We start from the raw sequence: 21,514 nt of genomic DNA, 5'->3' as shown, positions 1-21,514 counted from the left end.
TTCCGTCTAGCAATGTCAACTTCGTATATCATCAAGCGTTTCGGCCGGGCCCTGTTTACCGTCTTCGCAGTGACTTCGCTCTCGTTCGGGTTGACGCGGCTCATGCCCGGTGGACCGGTCGACGCGCTACGAGCACAACTCATCAAACGCAACGCGGACATGTCGATGGCCGAAATCAACCAGCGGCTCGCTACTTACACGAACATCCAACCCGACGACCCGCTGTACGTACAGTACCTCAACTACCTCAGTTCGATACTCCAGGGCGACTTCGGTAGATCGATCTGGAGAGACGTTCCCGTCATGGCCATCCTCGGGGACGCGCTCCCATGGACGATTCTCATCATGACACTAGCCCTGCTGCTCATGTTCGGAGTCGGCGTCTCACTCGGCGCCGTTTTAGCGTACCGTGAAGGGTCTACCTTCGACATCAGCGGATCGATCGTCTCGCTGGTGTTGAGTTCGACACCATACTACGTCGCCGCAATCCTGTTCGTCTACACCCTGGGCTACCAACTCGGCTGGTTTCCGACCGGCGGCCGCTACGGGTCGGGAGTCCAGCCCGGGTTTTCCCTCACCTTTCTGAGTAGTGTCCTGTATCACGCCGCATTACCGGTGCTTTCGCTCGCCATCACGGGATTTGGTGGCTGGGCACTCACGATGCGCGGCAACAGCATCAGCATCCTCGGGAAGGACTATCTCCGTGTCGCTCGGTTGCGGGGACTCTCCGAACGGCGGATCGCCTTCCGGTACGTCGGCTGGAATGCACTTCTTCCCATGTACACCGGTTTGATGATCTCGATCGGGATGGCGTTTGGCGGTTCAGTCATCCTCGAACAGATTTTCTCCTATCCCGGTGTCGGCTACTATCTGGTTCGGGCGATCGATCACCGCGACTATCCAGTGATGATGGGTGGATTCTTGCTCATTACGCTTGCAGTTGTCGTCGGGATTTTCATCGCCGACCTGACGTACAGTAAACTAGACCCCCGTATCGAAAGTGGTGGTTCAGATGGAATCTGAGACGAGCACATCCCAGTTCGACGTTACCGAAGCGTCGACCGAGACGAGAGTAGAACGGTTGCACCAGCGGGTCGAACAGTACCTTCTGGTTCCACTCAGAATCGTCTGGACGGACAAGCGTGCTCGTTTCGGCTCGTTTATCATCTTCTTGTACTTCCTGATGGGGACCGTCGGCGTTGCGGTTGTGAGACAACCGAAAGCAAATCAAGGTGAGCGACTCCTTGCCCCGTTCGAGACGATGGCGTTCCCGCTGGGAACCGATGGCCTCGGACGCGGCATCCTGGCTCAGATCGTTCACGCGACGCCGTACATGTTAAAAATGGTGTTCGCAGGCGCTGTATTCACGGTCACCGTAGCGACGATCGTCGGGACGCTCGCCGGCTACAAAGGCGGGACTGTGGACAGTGCTCTCATGACCATCACCGACATCGCGATGACGATTCCAGGGTTACCGCTCGTCATCGTTCTCGCAGTTATTATCGATCCGAAGAGTCCGTTCGTGATCGGTATCGTACTCAGCATCAATGCGTGGGCTGGACTCGCCCGTGCAATTCGTTCAGAGGTGCTCTCGTTACGTCACGAGTCCTACGTAGAAGCTTCCCGCGTACTGGGCCTCTCGACGAGCAACATCCTCAGGCAGGACGTGGTTCCAAACCTCATGCCCTACATCACGATGAACTTCGTTCAGGCGGCCAGGACGGTCATCTTCGGGTCGGTCGGCCTCTACTTCCTCGGAATCCTCACGACGAACGCTCCAAACTGGGGGAAGATGATGAATCTCGCATACCGGACGGCAGGGGCTCTTTACACCTTAGAGACTGCCCACTGGCTCATCATGCCGATGTTGACCATCGTCCTGTTCTCGCTCGGTCTGACGCTGTTTGCACAGGGCGCAGACCGCCTGTTCAATCCCCGTATTCGGGCCCGTCATTCCGACGACACGCCCGACGATTCCTCCGGGGACGGAACCGCGGACGAGACCACTGTCAGTACCAATTCTGGAGGTGCACTCTAAATGTCACAACGATCGACACGACAGCAGTCACAGCGCAGGGACGAAGACGTCGCTATCCGCATCCGCGATGCGTCGGTGACGTTCGAGATGGATCGAGGGGCAGCGACCGTTCTGAACGGCGTCGATCTCGACGTCAAGCGAAACGAGATACTTGGCGTCGTCGGCGAGTCGGGGTCGGGAAAGTCGATGCTAGCGTCGTCGATGCTCAACGCCGTCGAAGAACCGGGACAGCTCGAGGGTGAAATCACCTATTATCCCGAAGAGGGAGAGCCAGTCGACGTTCTCGATCTGAGTGACGACGAACTGAAGCGCCTCCGATGGGAGGAAATCTCGATGGTCTTCCAGGGTGCACTCTCGTCATTTAACCCGACTATGAAGGTCGGGAAACACTTCGAGGAGACGCTCGACGCCCACGACGAGGACCTGAGCACCGGCATGGACCGTGCTCGTGAACTCCTCTCGGACCTCTACCTCGACCCGGATCGAGTGCTGGATTCCTATCCTCACGAACTCTCGGGAGGCATGAGTCAGCGTGCGCTCATCGCATTGTCCCTCGTACTCGACCCAGAAATCCTCGTCATGGACGAACCGACGGCTGCACTGGATCTACTGATGCAGCGGTCGATTCTCTCTCTACTCGACGATCTGCAGACGAAACACGATTTGACTGTCGTCTTCATCACGCACGACCTCCCACTCGTAGCCGGACTCGCAGACCGACTCTGCGTTCTCTACGCGTTCGAGGTCGCAGAACAGGGACCGACAGACGCGGTCGTCGAGGAGGCTCGCCACCCGTACACGCGGTCATTGCTGAAGGCGGTGCCGAATCTCGATGCTCCACTGGAAACGATGAAGCCCATAGAGGGAACTGCTCCAGATCCCGTCAACATCCCCAGTGGATGTACCTACGCACCACGGTGCCCACTTGCCGACGAAACGTGCCACAAAAACGATCCGGAGTTACAGTCCGTCGACCATCCCGACCACGACGCCGCCTGTCACTACTGGGAGGACATAGCCGACGCTACAGCGTTCGATGCAGACGAACTGGAGGGTGAGCTATGAGCTCTGACCCCGTCGTCGAACTTCGAGATCTCGAAGTCCATTTCGAGAAAGACCAGGGGCTACTCGAATCAGTTCTGAACGATCCGGACGTCGTGGGTGCCGTCGACGGCGTCGACCTCACTATCGGCGAGGAGGACGTCGTGGTGCTCGTCGGCGAGTCTGGATGTGGCAAGACGACGCTGGGAAAAACGGCTATCGGCGTCCAGAAACCGACCGGCGGTTCGGTACGCTATCGCGGGCAGGATATCTGGGATGCGAAACGCGGTGACGGCGACGTTCCCTTCGAAGAGATCCGGAAGTCGCTTCAGATCATCCACCAAGACCCCGGGAGTTCGCTCAACCCGAACCAGACGGTAATGAAAACGCTCGAAGCACCGCTCAAGAAGTGGCAGTCCGACCTCACTCAGGCCGACCGGCGGGACCATATCTACGGAATGGTCGAGCGCGTCGGCATGGAACCGGCGACCGATTACGCGCATCGCTATCCCCACCAGCTGTCCGGCGGTGAGAAACAACGAATCGCGCTCGTCAGGGCGTTGCTCATGAATCCGGACCTCATTCTCGCCGACGAGGCAGTGAGCGCGCTCGACGTCTCGCTCCGCATCGAGATGATGGACTTGATGCTCGAATTACAGGCGGAGTTCGGCACCTCCTATCTCTTTATCTCCCACAATCTCTCGAACGCCCGCTATCTCGCCCAGAAGGCCGGCGGCCGAATCGGAATCATGTATCTCGGCGAGGTGGTGGAGATCGGTTCTGCCGAGGAGGTTCTGCAGAATCCGCAGCATCCGTACACGAAGGTTCTCCGATGGGCGACCGCGGATATCGACCCCGAGGACGAGGTCGAAGACCCGCCCGTACGGGCGATCGACATCCCTGACCCCGTCGACCCGCCGAGTGGTTGTCGCTTCCACACCCGCTGTCCAGAGGCGCGTGAAGTCTGTACGTCCTCCTGTCCGAGTCTGGAGATGAGCGAGGGCGACGGACATCACGCTGCGTGCTTCCGGCAGAATCCAGATCACGAATACTGGGAGAGCAAGGAACTCGCATCTGAGGCACCGTCGCTCGCGGACTCCGACTGAGCATGTCCGACCAAGACGGCCTGTCTGAGTCGACGGTCCAGCCCACGGTTGGCAGGAGACCATCATTTCTCGACCGGTGCCAAGCACCTAAGATGCGTGGAAACCGTAGGGACCCGTAACAGATGTGGCTCTGGCGTCTCGTCTTCAGTACGTTCACCATCCTCCTGGTGTTGCTCCTCTTCAGCGCCCCGTACGTCACACCCGGAACTGCCAGTTACTACGTCTCCATCCTCTCGCTCGTCTTGATTCTCGTCGGGTTAGTCGCGAGTGGCTTTCTAGCAGCGATCGACTGGGATCCGTTCTGAACTGGCTGACTGTCACCGCTCGAGGGTCACTCGCTTCGCCTCGAAGTCCTCCATCAGGGATCCCTGACCGCCGACGCTGTAGCGACCGTCGTCAGTATCGAGCGTCAGACTCGCCTCGAGTGGAAATGTGTTCGTCGATGGATTGACTAATCCTTGCCGTATCTCGACGATCTCGCCCGAGATAGTCCGAACGTCGGTCGAGGACTCTCGCGTAAGTGGGGTTACTTCAGCCGTCGCCGATAATTCGTGGCCGCGTCGCTGGTGCAGCGTTGCTTCGAGGACAGCCGAACGGAAGTGACCGTACGTCTCAGGAAGTGGCCCTGGCTTGGCGACGTACACCTCTTCGCCGACCGGCCAGTAGTTGCTCAAGCACGACCCGACGATAGTCCCGACCAGCTGAGGCTGTCTGACCGTTACGATATCCCGGCCACCATCTGCTCCGGTGAACGACCCGGTCGGACCGAGCATGCCCACTTCGACGTCAGCTCCGACCATCAGCGGAAGTGGCGTGTCGAGAACTCGAACGACCGTATGCGGAATATCGAGCTCGTCCAGCGGTGGTGTCGCTCGGTTTTTCTCGACTAGTAGTAAGACGGAGACACCGCGGTTGGCAGCGTTCTCGATCTCGTCGGCGAATCCCGAATATCTGGAACCGGGAATCGAGAGTACGATCTCGTCGGTCGTCTCGTCGATGATTTTCTTGATCTGTCTTCGAGCTGTTTGATCTGACCGGATGACGTCGAACTCGATGTCCGACGGTTCCGGTGCTGTGAACAGCTGTTCGAGCTCGGATTCGACAGTCTCTAACTCGTCCATCAGGTTTCCGATGGCTTTCTCGGGGTCGATCGCACGAATCGTCGTCGGATTCTCGTAGTCGTTGAGGACGACAATGTCTCGGTCCGCCAACTGTTCGGTGATGTCATACACGTACCGCGTCGAGATGTCGACGGCCTCCGTAATTTCCGTGACGGTCGCTTCGCCGTGCTCTAGCACGACGAAGTACACGTCGATCTCTTTGTCCGAAAGTCCCATCTGCGAGAGTAACTCGCGAGCCCGCTGTAACGACATTGTATTGGTGAAAACGTTCCACGAAGATTTGTCTTTCGAGAGGTTTGCTCAATCAGATCGAGAACGTCTCAGTCGAGAGCAGTTCTTCGGGCCTCGAACCGACACTCGTGCCGTGGAAATGGTCACGCAGTACACCGTCCATGAGATAGTTCGCGATGGGCGCCAGAACCATCGCTTGATCGAGTATCAGATACGATTTCGTGACGGCCCCCGAGACGACGTCTACAGAATCGTAAAACCCGAACTGGCTCTCGGCCCCGTACCGTCGGAGGGTCCTGATATTTTCGAGGACGTCACGGTCGTCCGCGTATTCGAGTGCCAGGAACGTTGCGTGCGGCGTGACGATGCCCTCCTCCTCGTACCCACTGATCCCTAATTCATCGACGCCGTACACTCCGTACCCGTCGGGCGTCGCACACGGTGAAAAGCCCCAGGCGTCGTACCCTTGCTCACTCGCGTACTCGACCTGCAGTTGTGCCTGACGATGATTGTTCAACCCGAGCGCAGCGGTTCCCAGTTCCTTTTCCTTGAGAACAAGCGATGGCATCAGCGATTCGAACATACTCCCGCCCCAGCTCGGAACGTACGCTTCGCCCAGGTACTCGTAGTGTCCCTCGTAGACGGACATCTCGCCGAACGATTCCGAACTGTATGTCCGAGTCGTACCAGACGGGTTCTGATTCGTCCAACTGAAATCGTCTCCCGGCGGGAACGTTCGATACATCTGCCACCAGCTTCCAAAGTCGATATCGTCCTTGCCGATGGCGAGATAGTACGCAATACGTGGTTCAGTATTGAAGGAACCATAGTGACCAACGAGTCCATCGTCCGAGTCGTACTTCGCGTGCATGTGCCCCGGTTTCGTCACCGCGCCCTCGAAGAGGTCGTAGATTGTCGGATCGTACAGGGCGGTATAATCGGCGGCTTCGACCAGACGGTATGCGCGGTCACGGAGCGCAGGGAACGCATGGCTGACGACCAGTAATCCGGCAGAGAGCCATCCGTTATCGATCGTCGAAACGTTTCTCGCGCTCGGTGAGGACTCATGTACTTCGCCGGTCTCCACGTCATACCAGCGATAAAACAATCCGTTCCAGGATTCTGCGTGCTCAAGCGTCGAGAGGACGTTCGCTAATCGCTTTCGCGCGCGTCGGTCGTCGAGAAATCCGAGTTCGTTCGCGCTAACGGTGGTTAGGAGTTGCACCCCGATGTTCGCCGGCGATGTCCGTCCCGAACCCTCGTAGCCGCCCGCTGTTTCGTCGACGCGGTCCGGAACGAACCCAGTCCGGCCATGTGTAAACTTCTGTACAAATCTGTACGTTTTCCGTGCGATGTCTCGGAGTTGCCCCGCTAGACGCCTTCCACTCGATTTGCTTTTTCCACCGGCGTCAGAAGCGGCCGAAGCCGTACCCACCGTCGTTCCGGCACCGATTGTAGCAATCGTTCCGAGAACGTTTCGTCGCGGGACTGTCTGTTCATCCTCCTTCGAGCCATGGCCAGGCATACCATGCGTTCCTCGGCTACCACTACTTTAAACTGTTGAACTAGCACAACAATGTTGTTCGCGGAATCGGATCGGTAGCTACGGAAGCCGCGAACACCAGACCGACAGTCACCAGACGGTGATATCCTCCCCGCCGTTCACGGCGGAATTCTCTCCTCGCAGAGAGCTAGGCACGGGGTGAATCGTCCGATACGGGAACAAAGTTCCGGAGGGGATTACCGTTCGCCGGGGTCGTCCTCGACGTTTCGCCAAGACCGGGAGTGGCCCTCCTCCGAAACGATCGGAATCCATCCCAGATCAGCGGAGTCACGTCGTTCCCTCGTCGCGTTCGCTCTCGCATCGTCGCAGGAGTCTGTTCGTCATAACGAACGTGGCCAGTACGTGCAGCGGAGAATCATCAATCGTAGAACAGTAGTTCACTTGGCGGACTCGCGATGATTTTGCGAAGCGGCCGAAGAACGAGACGAAGAGAACGAAAGAATCACTGGATTGTGTGAACAGACGACAGGGTGAAGCGTCTGGCGGGAGTATACCGAGCAGGGGAACGTGGGGGGGGGAAGTCAGTGAGTAGAATCGATACGCCATACCCTGTATCGATTTCGGGCGAACTCACCGACGGCAGTTTCGGTACTATCTCACGAGCGTTCGAGCCCGATACGTTACAACCAACTACAATGAGTAAAGAAAACCCAAAGCAGACGCTAGAAGTTCGAACCATCGACGGAGTCGATACGCTGGTCAACACGGACGCAGGAGAGATTTTTATCGACCTTCCGGCGTCGAATCCTCGTTACATCCGCGTTCAGGAGGGTGACCGTATTCAAGAAGGCGACGTCAGCACGAAGACGACAGCCGAGATGGCCGCGTCAGGGCTCACGAATTGGACCATCGAGTCCATCACGCCCGAGACCGTAACGGGGACAGATATCGACAGTGGTGAAACGCGGGAATGGGATCGAGAACAACTGGTTCAACGACTCGGTGGGGGCGGATTCAGCGCCGAATTGACGACGTTCGATAGGGTAAGCGTAACTGAAATCGAAGAGTGGCGCGGAAGACACTCTGCCGGCGACACCGACGAAGTAAAACCGTACGTGGTCGCAATTGCATACGGAAACAACGGAGAGAAGTTCACCCAACTTTACGCTGCAACTGAGACTGGTAACTGGGATTCGTTGGAGATGGTACAACAGGATGGACACATTCAGAACTTCGGCGACGAGTTACGGCAACGCTTCGACGATGCTGTGCAAAAGACTCTCGAAGTCGAACAGCAGTATCATTAAGATACCGCGCCCCGCTCACCGCCTGCGCCATTCGCTCGAACGAGGTGCGGATTCCACTAACGGAGACTTGCTCGACTATCGCCGTTCGCTTCGAACCGTGGATTTCCGACGACGAATAAGCCTCTCGCGAGTCACGTGTTTCGGGCTTCCCAGAGAGCGGTGACTAGGCGGCCCCCACTTCCATCCGAACTGGAGACGTCCTCCTGGTGCGTCTTTCGCCACTTCCATTAGCATTGACAGAAACGATGCCGTATGGGGCTTGTCGCTGAATTCGAGATCGACTGCGAGGCTCTACCGCTCGCTGGAGTGGCGACGACCGTGCCCGAGCCGACGCTGACTCTTGAATTGCAGTTCAACCACGGTGACCGGCCCCTTTTTCTCGTCACCGTGACCGGCGGCTCACAGACAGCGGTCGAGAACGCCTTCACTGACGCTTACGATGTCGGGGAGTGGACCCTAATCGGCCAGGCCGGCGACACCCGTCGCTATCAGGTGGTACCGGCGCTCAGCCTCGAAGGACAACTCGGTGACCACCTCGACGACCTCGCGGGGCTCGAGGCCCTTGCCACAGCTGACGCTATCATCGAGCGGATCGAGGTCATTCCAGACGGGTGGCGACAGACGGGCTGGTTCGCCGACCGAGATGCGTTCGGCAAGTTTTCGTCGTTCTGGCAGCGTAACGCCGGGTTCCGACTGTACCGTCTCACTCGTGGGGGCGAGCCCGAACCACCGGGTGATGGGCTAACCGACCGCCAGCAAGAGGCGCTTCGGACGGCCTACGAACTGGGCTACTTCGACATCCCGCGTCAGGCCTCTCTAGAAGGGGTCGCCACAGAGCTGGATATCTCTGCATCCTCGGTCTCCGAGCGGCTGCGTCGCGCTCAAACCCAGGTCATCCAGGAGACGGTAGCGACGACGTGGCCGCCGCTCCCCGATTGAGACGCCTCGCTGCGAGCGACCCCGCTTAAATGACAAGCACCTCTTCTTGCCGGTCGGTCAGAGCTGTTACTTGCGACTCTCGGTATGCGTCGTACTCACCGAGGTAGGTAACTGAGACAGTGAGGCCAGACGCGGTCGGAATCGAGTGACGTCCTCTGGAGCCTACCACGGGAGACTGCTTTCGGCGCTGTCAATCGACGATATCGTGGTGAGTCGGCTTCGATTGTAGGATACTACTCGGCAATCATAAGAGTACTTATGAAATAAATATAATTATTATCTAGTAGATTTATGAGGTAGTAACATTTATTATACTATGTATGCCAGACAATCAATCACATGAAGGCAGAGAAGAAACCGGGCAGACGGTAGATCGCCGGCAACTGCTGCAAGCTGTTGGAGCAGGGATCAGCGGCCTCTCACTGGTCGGCATCACTAGCGACACCGTGACCGCCGCAGAATCCGGCTGTGCCAGAGGGCCGTTCACGGCGACCCACGAGGTCGGATCCGTCGATGTCGGCCAGATTCGTGCCGACCAAGCCCGAGGGAAGACCCCGCCAACGATGGGAGCGGCTTCACCGCGAACGACAGCCCGCGACGACTCGGGCCATCCACCGAAACAGAACGCGCACGACCCGCACGCCGAGCAGGCTGGGTCGCTGAGCATTTTGACCGAATACGACGGGGTAAACTCGCTGGAGACACGCGGCGGTGTGCCATCAGACTCTCAGATCGCAGTTGGAAACGGGAAAATCATCCATGCGTTGAATCAGCAGATCGCAATCTACAACAAACAGGCAGGCCAACGTCAGCGACTGTTCCGACTCGAACGGCTCTGGGAACCGGTGATTCCCGAGCCTTCGGGTGGGTTCGCGTACGGGTATCCGTTCGTGTTCGACCCGCGGGCCCGCTACGACCGGAACGCCGACCGGTTCATCCTCTGTGCGACACAGTACGAACCCGGACTCACGACGAGCGGCGAGCTAATCGAGCGCGAAGATCTCGAGAAAGCCGCAATGGAAGGCGAACCGCTGGCCGAGGCAGAAATCAGTCGTCCACCGAGAGGGTGGTTCGTCGTCGCTGCCTCCGCCACCAGTAACCCCAACGGCGAGTGGTACGTGTACCGAATTCCGCCTGTAGACGCCAGTGGTGTCGACAACGCGGGTCTCGTCGACTACCCGACGCTCGGGTTCGATCGGGACGCCGTCTACCTCTCGCAGAACTTCTTCGGCCAGACCAAGTTCGAAGTGACGATGGCGACGCTGGACAAGTCGGCGATGTACGCTGGCGAGGACGTGACCACTCACCACTTCGACGAGATGAACGACCCAGACGGACCGTTCACGTTCACCGTCCAGCCGGCACAACAAGCGTACTCCGGCGGTAGGGACGGTACGTTCTACATGGTCAACGCCGGGTTCGACAGCGACGAACTAACGCTCTGGGAGGTAACGAACCCGACGGACGTTCCCTCGCTGGACTGTTTCACTATCGACGCGAGTCCCTATGCGTCACCGCCGCCGGCTCGCCAGCCTGAATCCTCGTCGCTCATCGACACGCTCGGCACACGGCTCATGAACGCCGACTACAGCGACGGCTCGCTGTGGACCGCCCACTCGACAGCCGTAGACTGGAACGGCAACGGCCGTCCGGTTGCAGCTATCCAGTGGTTCGAGATCGACGCCGCATCTCGGACGGTCGTCCAGAGCGGGCTCTACGGCGAACCCGGGAAGTCGTACTTCATCCCGACGATTCGTACGAACGGCGAAGCCACGGTTATCGCTCACAACGTGAGCGGTCCCGACACGTTCCCGCGGATGGACGTTGCCGGTCGAACAGCTGACTACACGGCCGGTGAACTCGAAGACTCCGTTGTCGTCGAGGAAGGGAAGTCCAAGTACGATGCGCTACCTGGAGACGTTGAACGCTGGGGTGACTACAACGGCGTCTCCATCGACCCGTCGTCCGGCCGTTTCTGGACCGTGAGCCAGTACTCACCAGACATCGACATACCCGTGGACCAGCCGGAGCGAGACCCCTACTTCACCAGAATCGCCGAAGTCTCGTTCGAAGACGTCTCTGGCCACGAGTAGGCCCCGCGTACGTCCTTCCTCGAACCTGCGACAGCTCCACAGCCATTCACCGTCCCCCTTCGACCATGGACGTTACGAGGGAGGTGTTCCCGAACATGCTCGAGCGGTAGTGGGGTCGCATCGTCAGGACGTCGCCAATCTGGTCGCGTCCCTCTGCTCCGAGCAGGCGAACTACGTAACGGGGCAAGTTATTGGCGTCACCGGGGGAGTCGACCTGTTCAGCTTCTGAACCGGCAAGGCCTTCACGTTGGTGCTGGCGGTCACCGCCAGTCAACTGCATTCGGTGAACGCTCGCAGTTTCGCCTCTTCGTAGATGCGGCCGCGTTCGTCGGCCTGAATTAAACCGGGTGAGAGTTGTACACTCATCTAGGATAATAATTTTTATGTGTTGTGGACGAACCGTTCTAAGAGATGGTACGGGGCGACGCTCGAGACGAGCAATCGCAGGGGGAGAAGCGACGGTTCCCCGAAGTTCTCTCGCAACTGAAATCAACTGGCGCAGCATTGCTCGTCGTCGGCGACCTCCCGCATCACTTGCATGCACGAGCATGCCGACAGATGCTCGGCAGTTCTGCACACGCAACGCGTCGCCGTCTGTTCGTTTCGACGACAACTGGCCCGTCGACGGGCGCGTTCGAACATTCGACATTGCCAGATGACGAATCCAAGGCCCAACTCATCCGCTACGAGACGACCCACCGTAGTACGGCAGCCAGCCAGCCTGCAGGCGATAGCTCGCTCCCATCGACCGTGCTTGACGGCAGCCTCGGTGAACTCGGCATTGAAATCTCGCAATCGATCGAGCGCTTCAACGACACGGCGAACGGGTTGGACTCGGCCGAACTCCGACTGTGTTTCGACTCGCTCACACCCCTTCTCGACCGTGACCGGGAGATGCTCTTCCAGTTCCTCCACGTCCTGATCGGACGAGTGAAGTCAGTCAACGGGATGAGTCATTTCCATCTGCCGCGCTCACGAACCACAGAAGCCGTCGCCATGCTTGAGTCGTTGTTCGATGCAATCGTCGAACTCCGACTTCAGGATGGCATACTTCAGCAGCGCTGGCATTTCCCGGACCAGGATTGGACGACGCGGTGGCTGTCTCCCTCTAACCCCTCGTAGTAGTAGCGCAGCTTTCATCGTGTATCTTAGTTATTTATGCCGATACTTTTTTCTTGTAGCGTTGCCACTTCGACAGTACTGTGACTAAATTCGACGCGGACTCCGCATTCACAGACCGGGCGACAGCCGGGTCCCTCGCATTTGTTCCGCTCGAATCCCCTGCCGGACTCGAAATCATCGACCCAATCGAACGCCACCGCTTCTCCCTCTACACCTCAACCAACGGCCCGCCATTGCAAACGGCGTGTGACACCGACCGGTTTCGCTTCCCCGTCGACGCCGCAACCCAAATCCAAACGGCGTCGATTACGCTGCCAATCGGCGTCTGTGTATACGCACACACCGCCACAGACGGCATGGTTGCGAGTATCGAACCCTCCGGTGAGGCCTCATTACCACACGACACATATTATCTCGAAATCGCCGGGCCAGTCAAGACCTATATCAAGGTTGAGGACACTGTCACGATCCGAGCTGATACCGAGACGACGGAGATCACGTTCGGCGACACGACCGACGTGCTTGTCGGCGCTCGGTCGCATCACGAACATCCAGCAACCACAGTCACGACGACGAGCGATCCCGAAGACATGATGGCCGCCGTCTCGACGTTCGGATCAGCACTCAAAACCACCAGCCCCGAACGGTCGTACCCGACGCTCCGTGGCCATCCACCAACAGTCGAACTCGGCGACCAGCTTTCGATTCCAGACCACCTCGAACGACCGGAAACCGGAATCGAACTCGTCCTTCCACCGGAGTACCGATACCTGTACGTCGCAGCGCCACTCGCGTACTACCTCGGCGCCGACATCGTCTCGGGTGACCGCCCGCTCCTCAGAACAACAGACGGGTTCGAATACTCGCTGGAGGACGGACAAGACTTCGACAGGCACGTCGAGCGCATCCTCAAGCACGTGTTCACGCTCGACTGTCTGACCCGGACCGAGGGCTATTATTCGGTGCCGCTCGCCGAATACGAGTCCGTCGAACCACGGGTCGACGTCGATTTCGCACACCTCTACGACCAGCCACTGACAGAACAGCTCCGCCACTACCTGCAGATTCCGTTCGACGTAATCGAGTCGGCAGTGCCGACGTGGCAACTTACGAGTCACGTGACCCTGACTCCAGACAGCATCGAGATGCTCCCGTTCTTGGTGGACGATCTGGCGGTTGTCCAGGCTCCTCGGGCCGACGACATTCCGCAGTCTGCGGTGCAGACGGAAGCTGTGGAGGACTATTTCCGCACCGACGAGTTCACACGTAGTACCTCCTCCCGGTCATCGGAGAACGTTGAGTCGTACGTGCAACCGGATACAGCGGATTCACTGTATCAGGCATGGGTCGGTGAGGATACGCCGGTCGGCGCGAACAAACTCCTTGCGTCGGCCTTCGAGAATCGCCTTGATCGGGAACCGACCACAGGAGATATCGATATCACCGTCGTCTGTAATGACGCCGATATGGCGGACGAACAGAACGCTATCGATACGATCTATGGATCTCGTGACGATCTTCCATTCACGATCCAAACATTCCATAGCCTTTCAAGGTCTGAACTCACGTCAGTGCTGTCGAGAGAGACGGACTTCTTCCATTATATTGGACATATTGACGAGGGAGGATTCCAATGTACGGACGGCCTGCTTGACGCTGGTTCGATTGATTCAGTGGCTGTCGATGCGTTCTTCCTGAATGCATGCCAGTCATATACACAAGGCTGTCACCTTATCGAAGCAGGAGCAATTGGCGGTGTCGTCACGCTAAGCGACGTTATCAATAGTGGCGCAGTTCGCATTGGGCGAACGATGGCTCGCCTGCTCAACAGTGGGTTTCCTCTAGAAGCGGCTCTGGATATCGCACAGGATGAAAGCATCGTTGGTGGACAGTATCTCGTTGTCGGTGACGGTAGCCTTCCTGTGACACAATCAGGGGGTTCCGTTCCCAACGTAGTGACGATAGAATCAGCTGACGACCCGATTAATTTCCATTTAAAAACATACCCAACTGATCGTCATGAACTAGGTAGCGTTGTCATACCTAAAATTGACTCTATTGAGACGTACGCGCTCAGCTCCAGTACGATTGAAGATATAGACGCTACCCGTAGCGAACTAAGGTCATTTCTTGAGCTGACTGACGTTCCAGTTCGATTCAACAGTGAGCTTCGATGGAGTAGCGATGTTGTGACAGAATTCAATTAGGGGCCAGAATGAGCGGCTACATTGCCGGCGACGTTGCCGGCCTGCGCGAGTAGCAGGCACATCGTGAAGATGACGCCCATTTTTCGCGGATTCGATGCAACGTAGTCGACTAGTGCTTTATCGGACATGACGATTATAGTTCCAGCCCTTAGTAATATAAAAATATTTTAATATATATTTCATAAATACAGTGTGTTTTTATCAGTTAGTATAATATAACAAGGCCAACACTACCGTTGTGAATTAATGAGTATTTCTCCTGTCCCAAGAGAGGGCATGGCTCACGGGAGAACGAGCATGTAGCATACTCGTACTGAGCAACTACTACGGTGCAGTTTCCCCGACAAAGAGACGATTGATCGATTAACTATAAGGTAGTTCAAATAAATATAACTACCAGATGAGTGCTCGTGCGCAGGGACGTGAGGATGGTAGCACGAACGTTCTCGTTCATACGCCGGCGATAGCCGCTGACGGCGACGCCAATGTATTAGAGTTCCTCATGGCTACACCCCCAGATAAGACGAATATCCTCATCATTTCGTACGTCCGGTCTCCCGACGAATGGACGCAATCGTGGCTCGATCACGCCGGTGAGCACCCCGCTAACCTCGGCATTATCCAGGTTGGCGAAACAACGCGATCGATGGCGAGCACACAGGCGTCTTCGGCGACAGCACCGACACCCGACGTGCTTGCGACCGTGGGGAACCCCAGTAACCTCACGGAACTCGGCATCACGATTAGCGAGTATCTCACCGACTGGGACGAGAATCCACACGAGACGGCAGTCTGCTTCGACTCACTGACAGCCCTCCTCCAGTACACCGACAGCGTCCAGACCGCATTCCGATTTCTGCACACGCTCGTCGGCCGTGTCCAGACCGCAAACGCCCGTGCCTGCTACAAGATCACGCCCGGGGCACACGACCGGCAAACGGTAGCAACGCTCAGGGGCCTCTTCGATACGGTCATCGAATACGAAGAGTAGATTACCTACCCTGCTCGCTGACGGGTCCGCCACTCACGACGGCGGGAGAAGCTTTCAGGTCAACTTCTATTTTGGCCGACCGTATTTCATCATCGTACTCCTCTCCAAGGTGGTATCGGCGGCCCGGCGAGATAGGCAATACTTAAATCATCACAGTTTCATTGAACCGTTGTGCCGAATTACGACCGTATGGAATCGACGGCGAGAAGACGAAATCGGCGTTAACAAACCATGTCGGACGAGCAACGCGACGTTATCACCGGGATGCCCGTGGACAGGGAGTACGATTTCGAGGAGTACCACCAGACGGACGTTCCGAGGTACGTCCAGAACGAGGACGAACTCGACCGCATGCTGGCCGACATCCGCATGCGGAGGAAAACCGGGAAACTACCCCGATTCCTGCTCGGTGGACCGACGGGATGTGGGAAGACGCACTGCGCGCGCTACTTGGCCTCTCACTTGGACGTCCCCCTCATCACCATCCAGGGGAAGTACAGCCTCCACGAGGCCGATTTGCTCGGTTCGCCGGTCCTCGTCGACGATCGGACGATGTGGAACGACGGACCGCTCACCAGGGCGTTGCTCGCGAGCCGAGAGGGACCGGTCGTTCTCCTGCTCGACGAGGTGAACCGCGTCCGGCCCGAGGCCAAAGGGGTTCTGTTCAGCGCTCTCGACGACCGGGGGCGCGTAGAACTCGACGGTCGCGGCGGAGAAATCGTCCAGGGAGACCCGCAGAACCTGATCGTGATCGCGACGGTCAACCAGGGACCGGAATACGTCACGGAGCGTCTCGACAGGGCCGAGCGCCGGCGCTTCGGTAACAAGTTCTCGATCACCTATCTCGGGCTGGTCGACGTCGAGAAGGAGGCGCGACTGGTTTCCGATCAGACCCCCGTATCGTTGCCGCTGGCCACCGAAATCGTGAAGACGGCGAACGACATCCGTACGCAAGCCCACGACGAGAACGGGTCGGCGATAAACGCCGGCGTCCCCACCGCGATGGTTCTCTCCTGGGCGCGCACCGCCTTCGCGTACCAGGACGCGGGTCTCGACGATCCGGCGGTCGAAGCGGCACGCGACGCCGTTCTCCACCCGTTTTACGACGAGAACCGCGCCGCGCGGGAACAGGCCGTGGAGATAGTGAAGAACCGACTCTCCGGAATACCCGTGGGAAGAGACGCGGTCGAAGACTGGCTCGCCGACGAGCGAAGGGCGGTGAAGGGGAACGGGAGCGCGTAACTTCCGTCCGGATACGAACTCGAGACGACCACAATGGTGTTACGAGAAAGCGACGCGCTCCGAAATCTCCTCGAAACGCTCTCGAGCGTCCACACCGACGGCGAACGCCTCGACGTGGTGTTCGCCGACCGTTCGTTCGTCGTCGACGAGGACACGGTCGCCGTTTCGACCGACATCGACGCCGACGTGGAACTGTCCGAGGCTAACGAACTGCGGTTCGTCGTCGACGCGTTGAGTCACCACGCCTGGCGCATACGTACAGGAGCACGCGACGAGTTCGAGGGGTTCGTCCGCGACTATCCGACGGCACCGCACGTGGCCGGAGTCGTACGGAGTCTGGTCGAGAACGTGTACGTCGACGAGCAGCGGACGAACGAGTTCAAGGGACTGCGACGAACCGTCGCGTTCAAAGCCGACGTCGTCATGGCCGACGACGACCGACGTCCGCCGCTGGACGCGCTTCCCCGGGAGGCGGCGCTGGTCGAGGGGGTCTGTCAGCTCGCCCTGGCGGGGCACGCGAAGGGAATCGCGTCGGTAGACGACGGCGTTCGCGCGTTCCTCGGCCGAGCCCGCCGCCACCTCGTCGAAGCCAGACGCGAACACGACGCGTCGCGACGACGGGAGCGGGCGCGTCGCGTGACCGACGCGCTCCTGTCACGTATCGCCGTCCCGCAAATCGCCGACGAGTACGCGAGGGACGCGACGTTTCCCACTGACTCCACTTCCGACGTTCGCCGCGTCCCGGGGGACGCGTTCGAACCGATAACCGCGCGTGCAGTTCTGGGCGACGCGCTGAGAGACGTCTCATCGACCCTTGTCGCCGTCACCGTCCTGTTCGCCAGCGGCCTTCTCGGCGCGATACGCCGGCTACTCGGGAAGCTCCGCATACTCGCTCTCCTGCGGTGGGCGGCCGAAAAGTCCGGAGTGCTCGGGGCGTGGCGCTGGCTACTCCGCACGTTCACCCCCGGACTCGCCGGTCGTGCCAGCGAAGAGGAACAACGCGAGGCGACCGCGGCCGCGCTGTACCGTCGGCTCGCCGCAGCGGGACACTCCGCGGAGGGTTTCCTGACCGCCGACGGAACGTTACCGCACGACGTCGACCCCGAGACGGTTCGGCCGGAACGCATCGACGTCGACGCGCTCCGCACGGTTTCGCCGGAGGCCCTCGGGACGCTAGACCACTCCGACCTCTCCGAACTGGACTCACCCTCCTCGGACGGGGACGAACTCGAGTTGGGCGACGGCGCGGAGCGGGAGACCGCGACGACCGTGGACGCGGCGACGGACGTGGCGGACGAGGGCACGGCCGCCGACTGGTACCGGTGTAGCGACCGTTCGTACGGACGGCCGGACGCGAACACCGCGCATCGGTGGCACGACCTGCAGCGGACGGAACGACTCCCGGCGAACGACGTCACGGCGCGGAAAGCGGCCCGTGACGCGCGGACGTCGGCGCACGGCGACGCGGCGGACGTCAGGGCCGAACTCGACAGACGGGGACTCGCCCGGGAGATAGAGGCGGCGTTCTCCGCGTTCGGGACGCGCACCGCCGAGCGGAGGGGACGGCGTGGCGAGCGTCTCGACGTTGGAGCGGCCGTGCGTCAACGCGCTGGCGCATCGCACCGACAGGACGTGTTCCGTCACCGGCGGCGAACCGACGCCAGCGACCGAACGGTCGGCGTCGCGATCGACCTGAGCAGGAGCATGGACGTCTTCGAGGCGAAGGTCGCCCTGGGCGCGCTCTCCAGGGCGGCCTCAATCGTCGGCGACGACGTCGTCGCCAGCGGGTTCGGAACCGACGGGGAGAACGGGAACCGAATCGAAACACCGCTCGTAACGGGCCCCAACGAGAAGTTCCAGTGGCACCACCTGAACGCTATCAGCGAGATGGACGACACGCCGACTGCCGCGGGAATCGAGGACGTTCGCGGTCTCCTCGAGACCGACGGCAGCAGAGAGCGAGTGCTCATCGTGATAACGGACGGGAAACCGAACATTCCGCTCGGCGGAACGACACCCGATCCGGAAGCGGCGGTGGCGGACGCGAGAGAACAGGTTCGGCGGACACGTCGCGATCACGACGCCGCGGTCATCGGCATCGGAGTCGGCGACGAAATAGACGAGGGGACCCTGCAGGAAATCTTCGGGGAGTGGGGATACGCGCTGGCCGGCCGGTCGAACCTCACCGAGCGACTCGTCGACGTGTATCGCGGTCAGGTCGATGGCGCTCGCCGCAGTGACGACGTCTGACGTCTCTCGGAACGCTTGTTTTCGGCTGAATCACCGTGGAGCGATAGATATGGAGGTTCCGAGCGTACGGAAGGCCTGTGCTCGATTATGGGGAATTTATGCTCGTCATCCTCGGGGTATCGGAACAGCAGATGCTGGCGTGGAGAACGGGACGATAGAGCGGGAAGGCGACCCCGAAGCGCTCCGTGGAGACGAGTACGTCCGAACGGCCTACCTCGGCGGGCGAGCGACGGATTCCACGAGGGGCCAGGGAGATTGAGGCGGGAAATGCTGTCACGGATTCGCCCTCCGCACGGATTCCTGGTGGACCGTCGACGAGCTTCAGCGGCGGTATGCCGAGCCGCTCCACGCCCGGAACGTATCCGGTTGCTCTCACTTCGGGGGAGCTACGCCGTGAACGAACTGAATCTTCTCGTCGAGGGTGAGGTCGTCGACGAGGGACTCGATACGATCCTGTATTATCAACCCTGCCACTCCGAATCCTCACACGCGGGCTTGTCTTTTTTCCAGCTCTGTCGTCGGTCCGGATACACGTCGGACTTCTCGAGAGATGTCATCTAGCAGGTTTCACTTCCGTGTACTACCCACGGAACCATCAGAACTATGTGTACCGTTGCTCACATGTCGTGTGAAGCGCTCTATGACTTGCCGGCTCGCGTGTCGTCCGGTGTTTGATCCGCTCGCGCTCCCCGCCGCGCGACGGGCCCGATAGCCGCAGCACTCGGGTTCGTTTCGCTACGTCCTGTAGCCGCAGTGTACCGGTCAAACACACACGCCTATGCCGATATCCGCTGAGTCGCCGGCGCACAGCCGGGGCTCGCCCGACCTCGCATCGCCTCTCGAACAGCAGACGTATCGCTCGCGGTCGCAGCGACCGCTCGAACCACGGCCGACGACCGCCGGAGGTGGTCGCCGATGACCACAGCTGACGCAGATGTGGAAGAGCCATCGCTGTGGCACAACTCCGACTTCCGCCGATTCTTCGCCGGACAGTTCGTGACGAACGCCGGGGACAGCCTCTACACCGTCGCCGTCCTCTGGCTCGTGTTCGAACTCAGCGGCTCGACCGTCCTCACGGGAATCGCGAACACGCTGTTGTTGCTCCCGTGGCTCTTGCAGATCCTCGCCGGGCCGATCGTGGACCGACTCCCACTCAAGCCCGTGCTCGTGGGATCACAGGTTCTGCAGGGTATCGTGGTTCTCGCGCTCCCACTCGTCGCAGCGACGGGACGGCTGAGCGTCGGGGTCCTGCTCGCAGTGGTCCCGGTGCTGACGCTGGCGACGCTGCTGATGGCACCGATGCAGACGGCGCTCGTTCCTCGCATCGTGGCCGACACACGGTTGTCGCGAGCTAATTCCGCGCTCGCAACCGTCACGCTCGGACTTGACATGGTGTTCGACGCGCTCGGCGGCGTGTTCATCGCCGTCTTCGGCGCAACGACGCTGTTCCTGTTCGACTCGGTCACGTTCGCCGTTGCCGGCCTGCTGTTCGCCGGTATCGCCGTACCGACGTCCAATGCTGCGGACGGAGATCGGGAGCGAACTGGCGAGTCGGTGCTCGGCTCATACGTCGCCGACCTACGGGCCGGGGTCGACGTGCTCCGTGGGACCGTCTTCGTCGAACTGGTGTTCATGACGGCGGTTGCCAACTTTGCGACCGGCGTGACGCTCGCAATCCTACCGTCGTTCGGCGACGCGCTCGGCGGCCCCGCCGTCTACGGCCTGTTGCTCGGCGCGCTCGGTATCGGCCGACTCGTCGGCTCGCTCGTTGCGCCCTATCTCGAAAACGTTGGGTACGGACGGCTGAAGCTCGTCGGCCACTCGTTGGCCGCGTGCTGCTGGCTCGCCGCAGTGTACACGCCGTCGACGGCACTCACTGTCGTCCTGTTCGGACTCGCTTGGGTGCCTGCAGGCATCAGCGGTGTACTCACGTCGACGCTGAACCAGACCGTGTTTCCGGCCGACCTCCTCGGTCGCGTGTCGTCCATCAAGGGCACTGCCTCGGGGGCCACGCTGCCGCTCGGATCACTAGTCGGCGGCATCGTCGCCGAGATGCTGGGGACGACGACGACGATGGGGCTGGCCGCGTTCGGATTCGGGTTCACGGGGCTGTACATCCTCGTGCGCCCGCGACTCCGGCAACTCCCCTCGGTCGGAGACGCCGACCCGGCGGCGTTCGACGTGACAACGTCATCCGGCCGCAACGGGGAATAACACGACTCGGCACCCCTACTCACGACGTTCCGAAGGGGTGGCAATCCGGAATCGAACTTTCAGAGGAAGGCCCATACAGAAAGCGTGATCGAAGAAGAACACCGAGTG

17 protein-coding genes and 1 pseudogene are annotated in these 21,514 nt (G+C 59.7%); 15 read left to right on the top strand and 3 right to left on the bottom strand.

The genetic code is table 11. The features are described 5' to 3' along the window. Nucleotides 1-12: 12 nt before the first annotated feature. The 5 genes from ACTF4R_RS19215 (at nt 13) to ACTF4R_RS19195 (ending at nt 4,490) form a co-directional block, all read left to right on the top strand. Nucleotides 13-1,023 (top strand): ABC transporter permease, encoded by a 1,011-nt coding sequence (locus ACTF4R_RS19215; RefSeq protein ID WP_440009877.1) that lies wholly within the window; start codon nt 13-15, stop codon nt 1,021-1,023. After that, nucleotides 1,013-2,038, top strand: coding sequence for an ABC transporter permease (locus tag ACTF4R_RS19210; RefSeq protein WP_440009874.1), 1,026 nt, complete (start codon nt 1,013-1,015; stop codon nt 2,036-2,038). The genes ACTF4R_RS19215 and ACTF4R_RS19210 overlap by 11 nt, the downstream gene beginning before the upstream one ends. Continuing rightward, nucleotides 2,039-3,103 carry an ABC transporter ATP-binding protein gene (locus ACTF4R_RS19205; protein WP_440009871.1) on the top strand — a complete coding sequence of 355 codons (1,065 nt, stop codon included), beginning with the start codon at nt 2,039-2,041 and terminating at the stop codon, nt 3,101-3,103. After that, a complete protein-coding gene (locus ACTF4R_RS19200; protein ID WP_440009869.1) occupies nt 3,100-4,185 on the top strand; it encodes an oligopeptide/dipeptide ABC transporter ATP-binding protein in 1,086 nt (361 codons plus the stop codon). Before ACTF4R_RS19205 ends, ACTF4R_RS19200 begins: the two co-directional genes overlap by 4 nt. 122 nt (nt 4,186-4,307) lie before the next feature. Beyond that, on the top strand, nt 4,308-4,490 hold the full coding sequence (locus ACTF4R_RS19195; protein WP_440009867.1) for a hypothetical protein: 183 nt from the start codon (nt 4,308-4,310) through the stop codon (nt 4,488-4,490). 12 nt (nt 4,491-4,502) lie between these two features. Here the strand turns inward: ACTF4R_RS19195 and ACTF4R_RS19190 are convergent, their stop codons facing one another. Continuing rightward, complete coding sequence (locus ACTF4R_RS19190) at nt 4,503-5,522, bottom strand: TrmB family transcriptional regulator sugar-binding domain-containing protein (RefSeq protein WP_440009864.1); 1,020 nt, start codon at nt 5,520-5,522, stop codon at nt 4,503-4,505. A gap of 88 nt (nt 5,523-5,610) precedes the next feature. Further along, nucleotides 5,611-7,062, bottom strand: coding sequence for a glucoamylase family protein (locus ACTF4R_RS19185; protein ID WP_440009861.1), 1,452 nt, complete (start codon nt 7,060-7,062; stop codon nt 5,611-5,613). 674 nt (nt 7,063-7,736) lie between these two features. Between ACTF4R_RS19185 and ACTF4R_RS19180 the strand changes: the two genes are divergently transcribed. From ACTF4R_RS19180 to ACTF4R_RS19155, 6 genes and pseudogenes are all read left to right on the top strand, one after another. After that, complete coding sequence (locus ACTF4R_RS19180) at nt 7,737-8,348, top strand: hypothetical protein (RefSeq protein WP_440009858.1); 612 nt, start codon at nt 7,737-7,739, stop codon at nt 8,346-8,348. 252 nt (nt 8,349-8,600) lie between these two features. Beyond that, complete coding sequence (locus ACTF4R_RS19175) at nt 8,601-9,287, top strand: helix-turn-helix domain-containing protein (protein ID WP_440009852.1); 687 nt, start codon at nt 8,601-8,603, stop codon at nt 9,285-9,287. Between the two features lie 320 nt (nt 9,288-9,607). After that, nucleotides 9,608-11,380, top strand: coding sequence for a hypothetical protein (locus tag ACTF4R_RS19170; protein WP_440009850.1), 1,773 nt, complete (start codon nt 9,608-9,610; stop codon nt 11,378-11,380). Nucleotides 11,381-11,504: 124 nt separating this feature from the next. Beyond that, nucleotides 11,505-11,609, top strand: a pseudogene (locus tag ACTF4R_RS19165) (SDR family oxidoreductase); the annotation flags it as partial. A gap of 182 nt (nt 11,610-11,791) precedes the next feature. Further along, nucleotides 11,792-12,502 (top strand): DUF7504 family protein, encoded by a 711-nt coding sequence (locus tag ACTF4R_RS19160; RefSeq protein ID WP_440009848.1) that lies wholly within the window; start codon nt 11,792-11,794, stop codon nt 12,500-12,502. Between the two features lie 80 nt (nt 12,503-12,582). Further along, nucleotides 12,583-14,709 carry a hypothetical protein gene (locus ACTF4R_RS19155; RefSeq protein ID WP_440009845.1) on the top strand — a complete coding sequence of 709 codons (2,127 nt, stop codon included), beginning with the start codon at nt 12,583-12,585 and terminating at the stop codon, nt 14,707-14,709. Here the strand turns inward: ACTF4R_RS19155 and ACTF4R_RS19150 are convergent. Next, a complete protein-coding gene (locus ACTF4R_RS19150; RefSeq protein ID WP_440009843.1) occupies nt 14,706-14,837 on the bottom strand; it encodes a DUF7503 family protein in 132 nt (43 codons plus the stop codon). The two genes, ACTF4R_RS19155 and ACTF4R_RS19150, sit on opposite strands and share 4 nt — an antisense overlap. 272 nt (nt 14,838-15,109) lie before the next feature. Between ACTF4R_RS19150 and ACTF4R_RS19145 the strand changes: the two genes are divergently transcribed. The 4 genes from ACTF4R_RS19145 to ACTF4R_RS19130 all read left to right on the top strand — a co-directional run bounded on the left by ACTF4R_RS19145 (nt 15,110) and on the right by ACTF4R_RS19130 (nt 21,406). Further along, a complete protein-coding gene (locus tag ACTF4R_RS19145) occupies nt 15,110-15,700 on the top strand; it encodes a DUF7504 family protein (RefSeq protein ID WP_440009840.1) in 591 nt (196 codons plus the stop codon). A gap of 351 nt (nt 15,701-16,051) precedes the next feature. Further along, nucleotides 16,052-16,942, top strand: a complete 891-nt coding sequence (locus ACTF4R_RS19140) for an AAA family ATPase (RefSeq protein WP_440009838.1) — start codon at nt 16,052-16,054, stop codon at nt 16,940-16,942. A gap of 33 nt (nt 16,943-16,975) precedes the next feature. Then, nucleotides 16,976-19,192: a hypothetical protein gene (locus tag ACTF4R_RS19135; RefSeq protein WP_440009837.1), complete on the top strand. Its 2,217-nt coding sequence runs from the start codon at nt 16,976-16,978 to the stop codon at nt 19,190-19,192. Nucleotides 19,193-20,107: 915 nt separating this feature from the next. Further along, nucleotides 20,108-21,406 carry an MFS transporter gene (locus tag ACTF4R_RS19130; protein WP_440009835.1) on the top strand — a complete coding sequence of 433 codons (1,299 nt, stop codon included), beginning with the start codon at nt 20,108-20,110 and terminating at the stop codon, nt 21,404-21,406. Nucleotides 21,407-21,514 lie beyond the last annotated feature (108 nt).

Source organism: Halomicrococcus pelagicus (assembly GCF_051917725.1).
Classification (GTDB): Archaea; Halobacteriota; Halobacteria; order Halobacteriales; family Haladaptataceae; genus Halomicrococcus.
The sequence above is the reverse complement of the archived record's forward strand: the minus strand, read 5'-3'. Positions and strand labels throughout refer to the sequence as shown.

Coding starts and splice junctions, on each gene's coding strand:
- ACTF4R_RS19190 (WP_440009864.1), bottom strand. CDS start 5,522: ATGGGACTTTCGGACAAAGAGATCGACGTGTACTTCGTCGTGCTAGAG.
- ACTF4R_RS19200 (WP_440009869.1), top strand. CDS start 3,100: ATGAGCTCTGACCCCGTCGTCGAACTTCGAGATCTCGAAGTCCATTTC.
- ACTF4R_RS19160 (WP_440009848.1), top strand. CDS start 11,792: ATGGTACGGGGCGACGCTCGAGACGAGCAATCGCAGGGGGAGAAGCGA.
- ACTF4R_RS19195 (WP_440009867.1), top strand. CDS start 4,308: ATGTGGCTCTGGCGTCTCGTCTTCAGTACGTTCACCATCCTCCTGGTG.
- ACTF4R_RS19140 (WP_440009838.1), top strand. CDS start 16,052: ATGCTGGCCGACATCCGCATGCGGAGGAAAACCGGGAAACTACCCCGA.
- ACTF4R_RS19170 (WP_440009850.1), top strand. CDS start 9,608: ATGCCAGACAATCAATCACATGAAGGCAGAGAAGAAACCGGGCAGACG.
- ACTF4R_RS19185 (WP_440009861.1), bottom strand. CDS start 7,062: ATGCCTGGCCATGGCTCGAAGGAGGATGAACAGACAGTCCCGCGACGA.
- ACTF4R_RS19135 (WP_440009837.1), top strand. CDS start 16,976: ATGGTGTTACGAGAAAGCGACGCGCTCCGAAATCTCCTCGAAACGCTC.
- ACTF4R_RS19150 (WP_440009843.1), bottom strand. CDS start 14,837: ATGTCCGATAAAGCACTAGTCGACTACGTTGCATCGAATCCGCGAAAA.
- ACTF4R_RS19180 (WP_440009858.1), top strand. CDS start 7,737: ATGAGTAAAGAAAACCCAAAGCAGACGCTAGAAGTTCGAACCATCGAC.
- ACTF4R_RS19210 (WP_440009874.1), top strand. CDS start 1,013: ATGGAATCTGAGACGAGCACATCCCAGTTCGACGTTACCGAAGCGTCG.
- ACTF4R_RS19175 (WP_440009852.1), top strand. CDS start 8,601: ATGGGGCTTGTCGCTGAATTCGAGATCGACTGCGAGGCTCTACCGCTC.
- ACTF4R_RS19205 (WP_440009871.1), top strand. CDS start 2,039: ATGTCACAACGATCGACACGACAGCAGTCACAGCGCAGGGACGAAGAC.
- ACTF4R_RS19130 (WP_440009835.1), top strand. CDS start 20,108: ATGACCACAGCTGACGCAGATGTGGAAGAGCCATCGCTGTGGCACAAC.
- ACTF4R_RS19145 (WP_440009840.1), top strand. CDS start 15,110: ATGAGTGCTCGTGCGCAGGGACGTGAGGATGGTAGCACGAACGTTCTC.
- ACTF4R_RS19215 (WP_440009877.1), top strand. CDS start 13: ATGTCAACTTCGTATATCATCAAGCGTTTCGGCCGGGCCCTGTTTACC.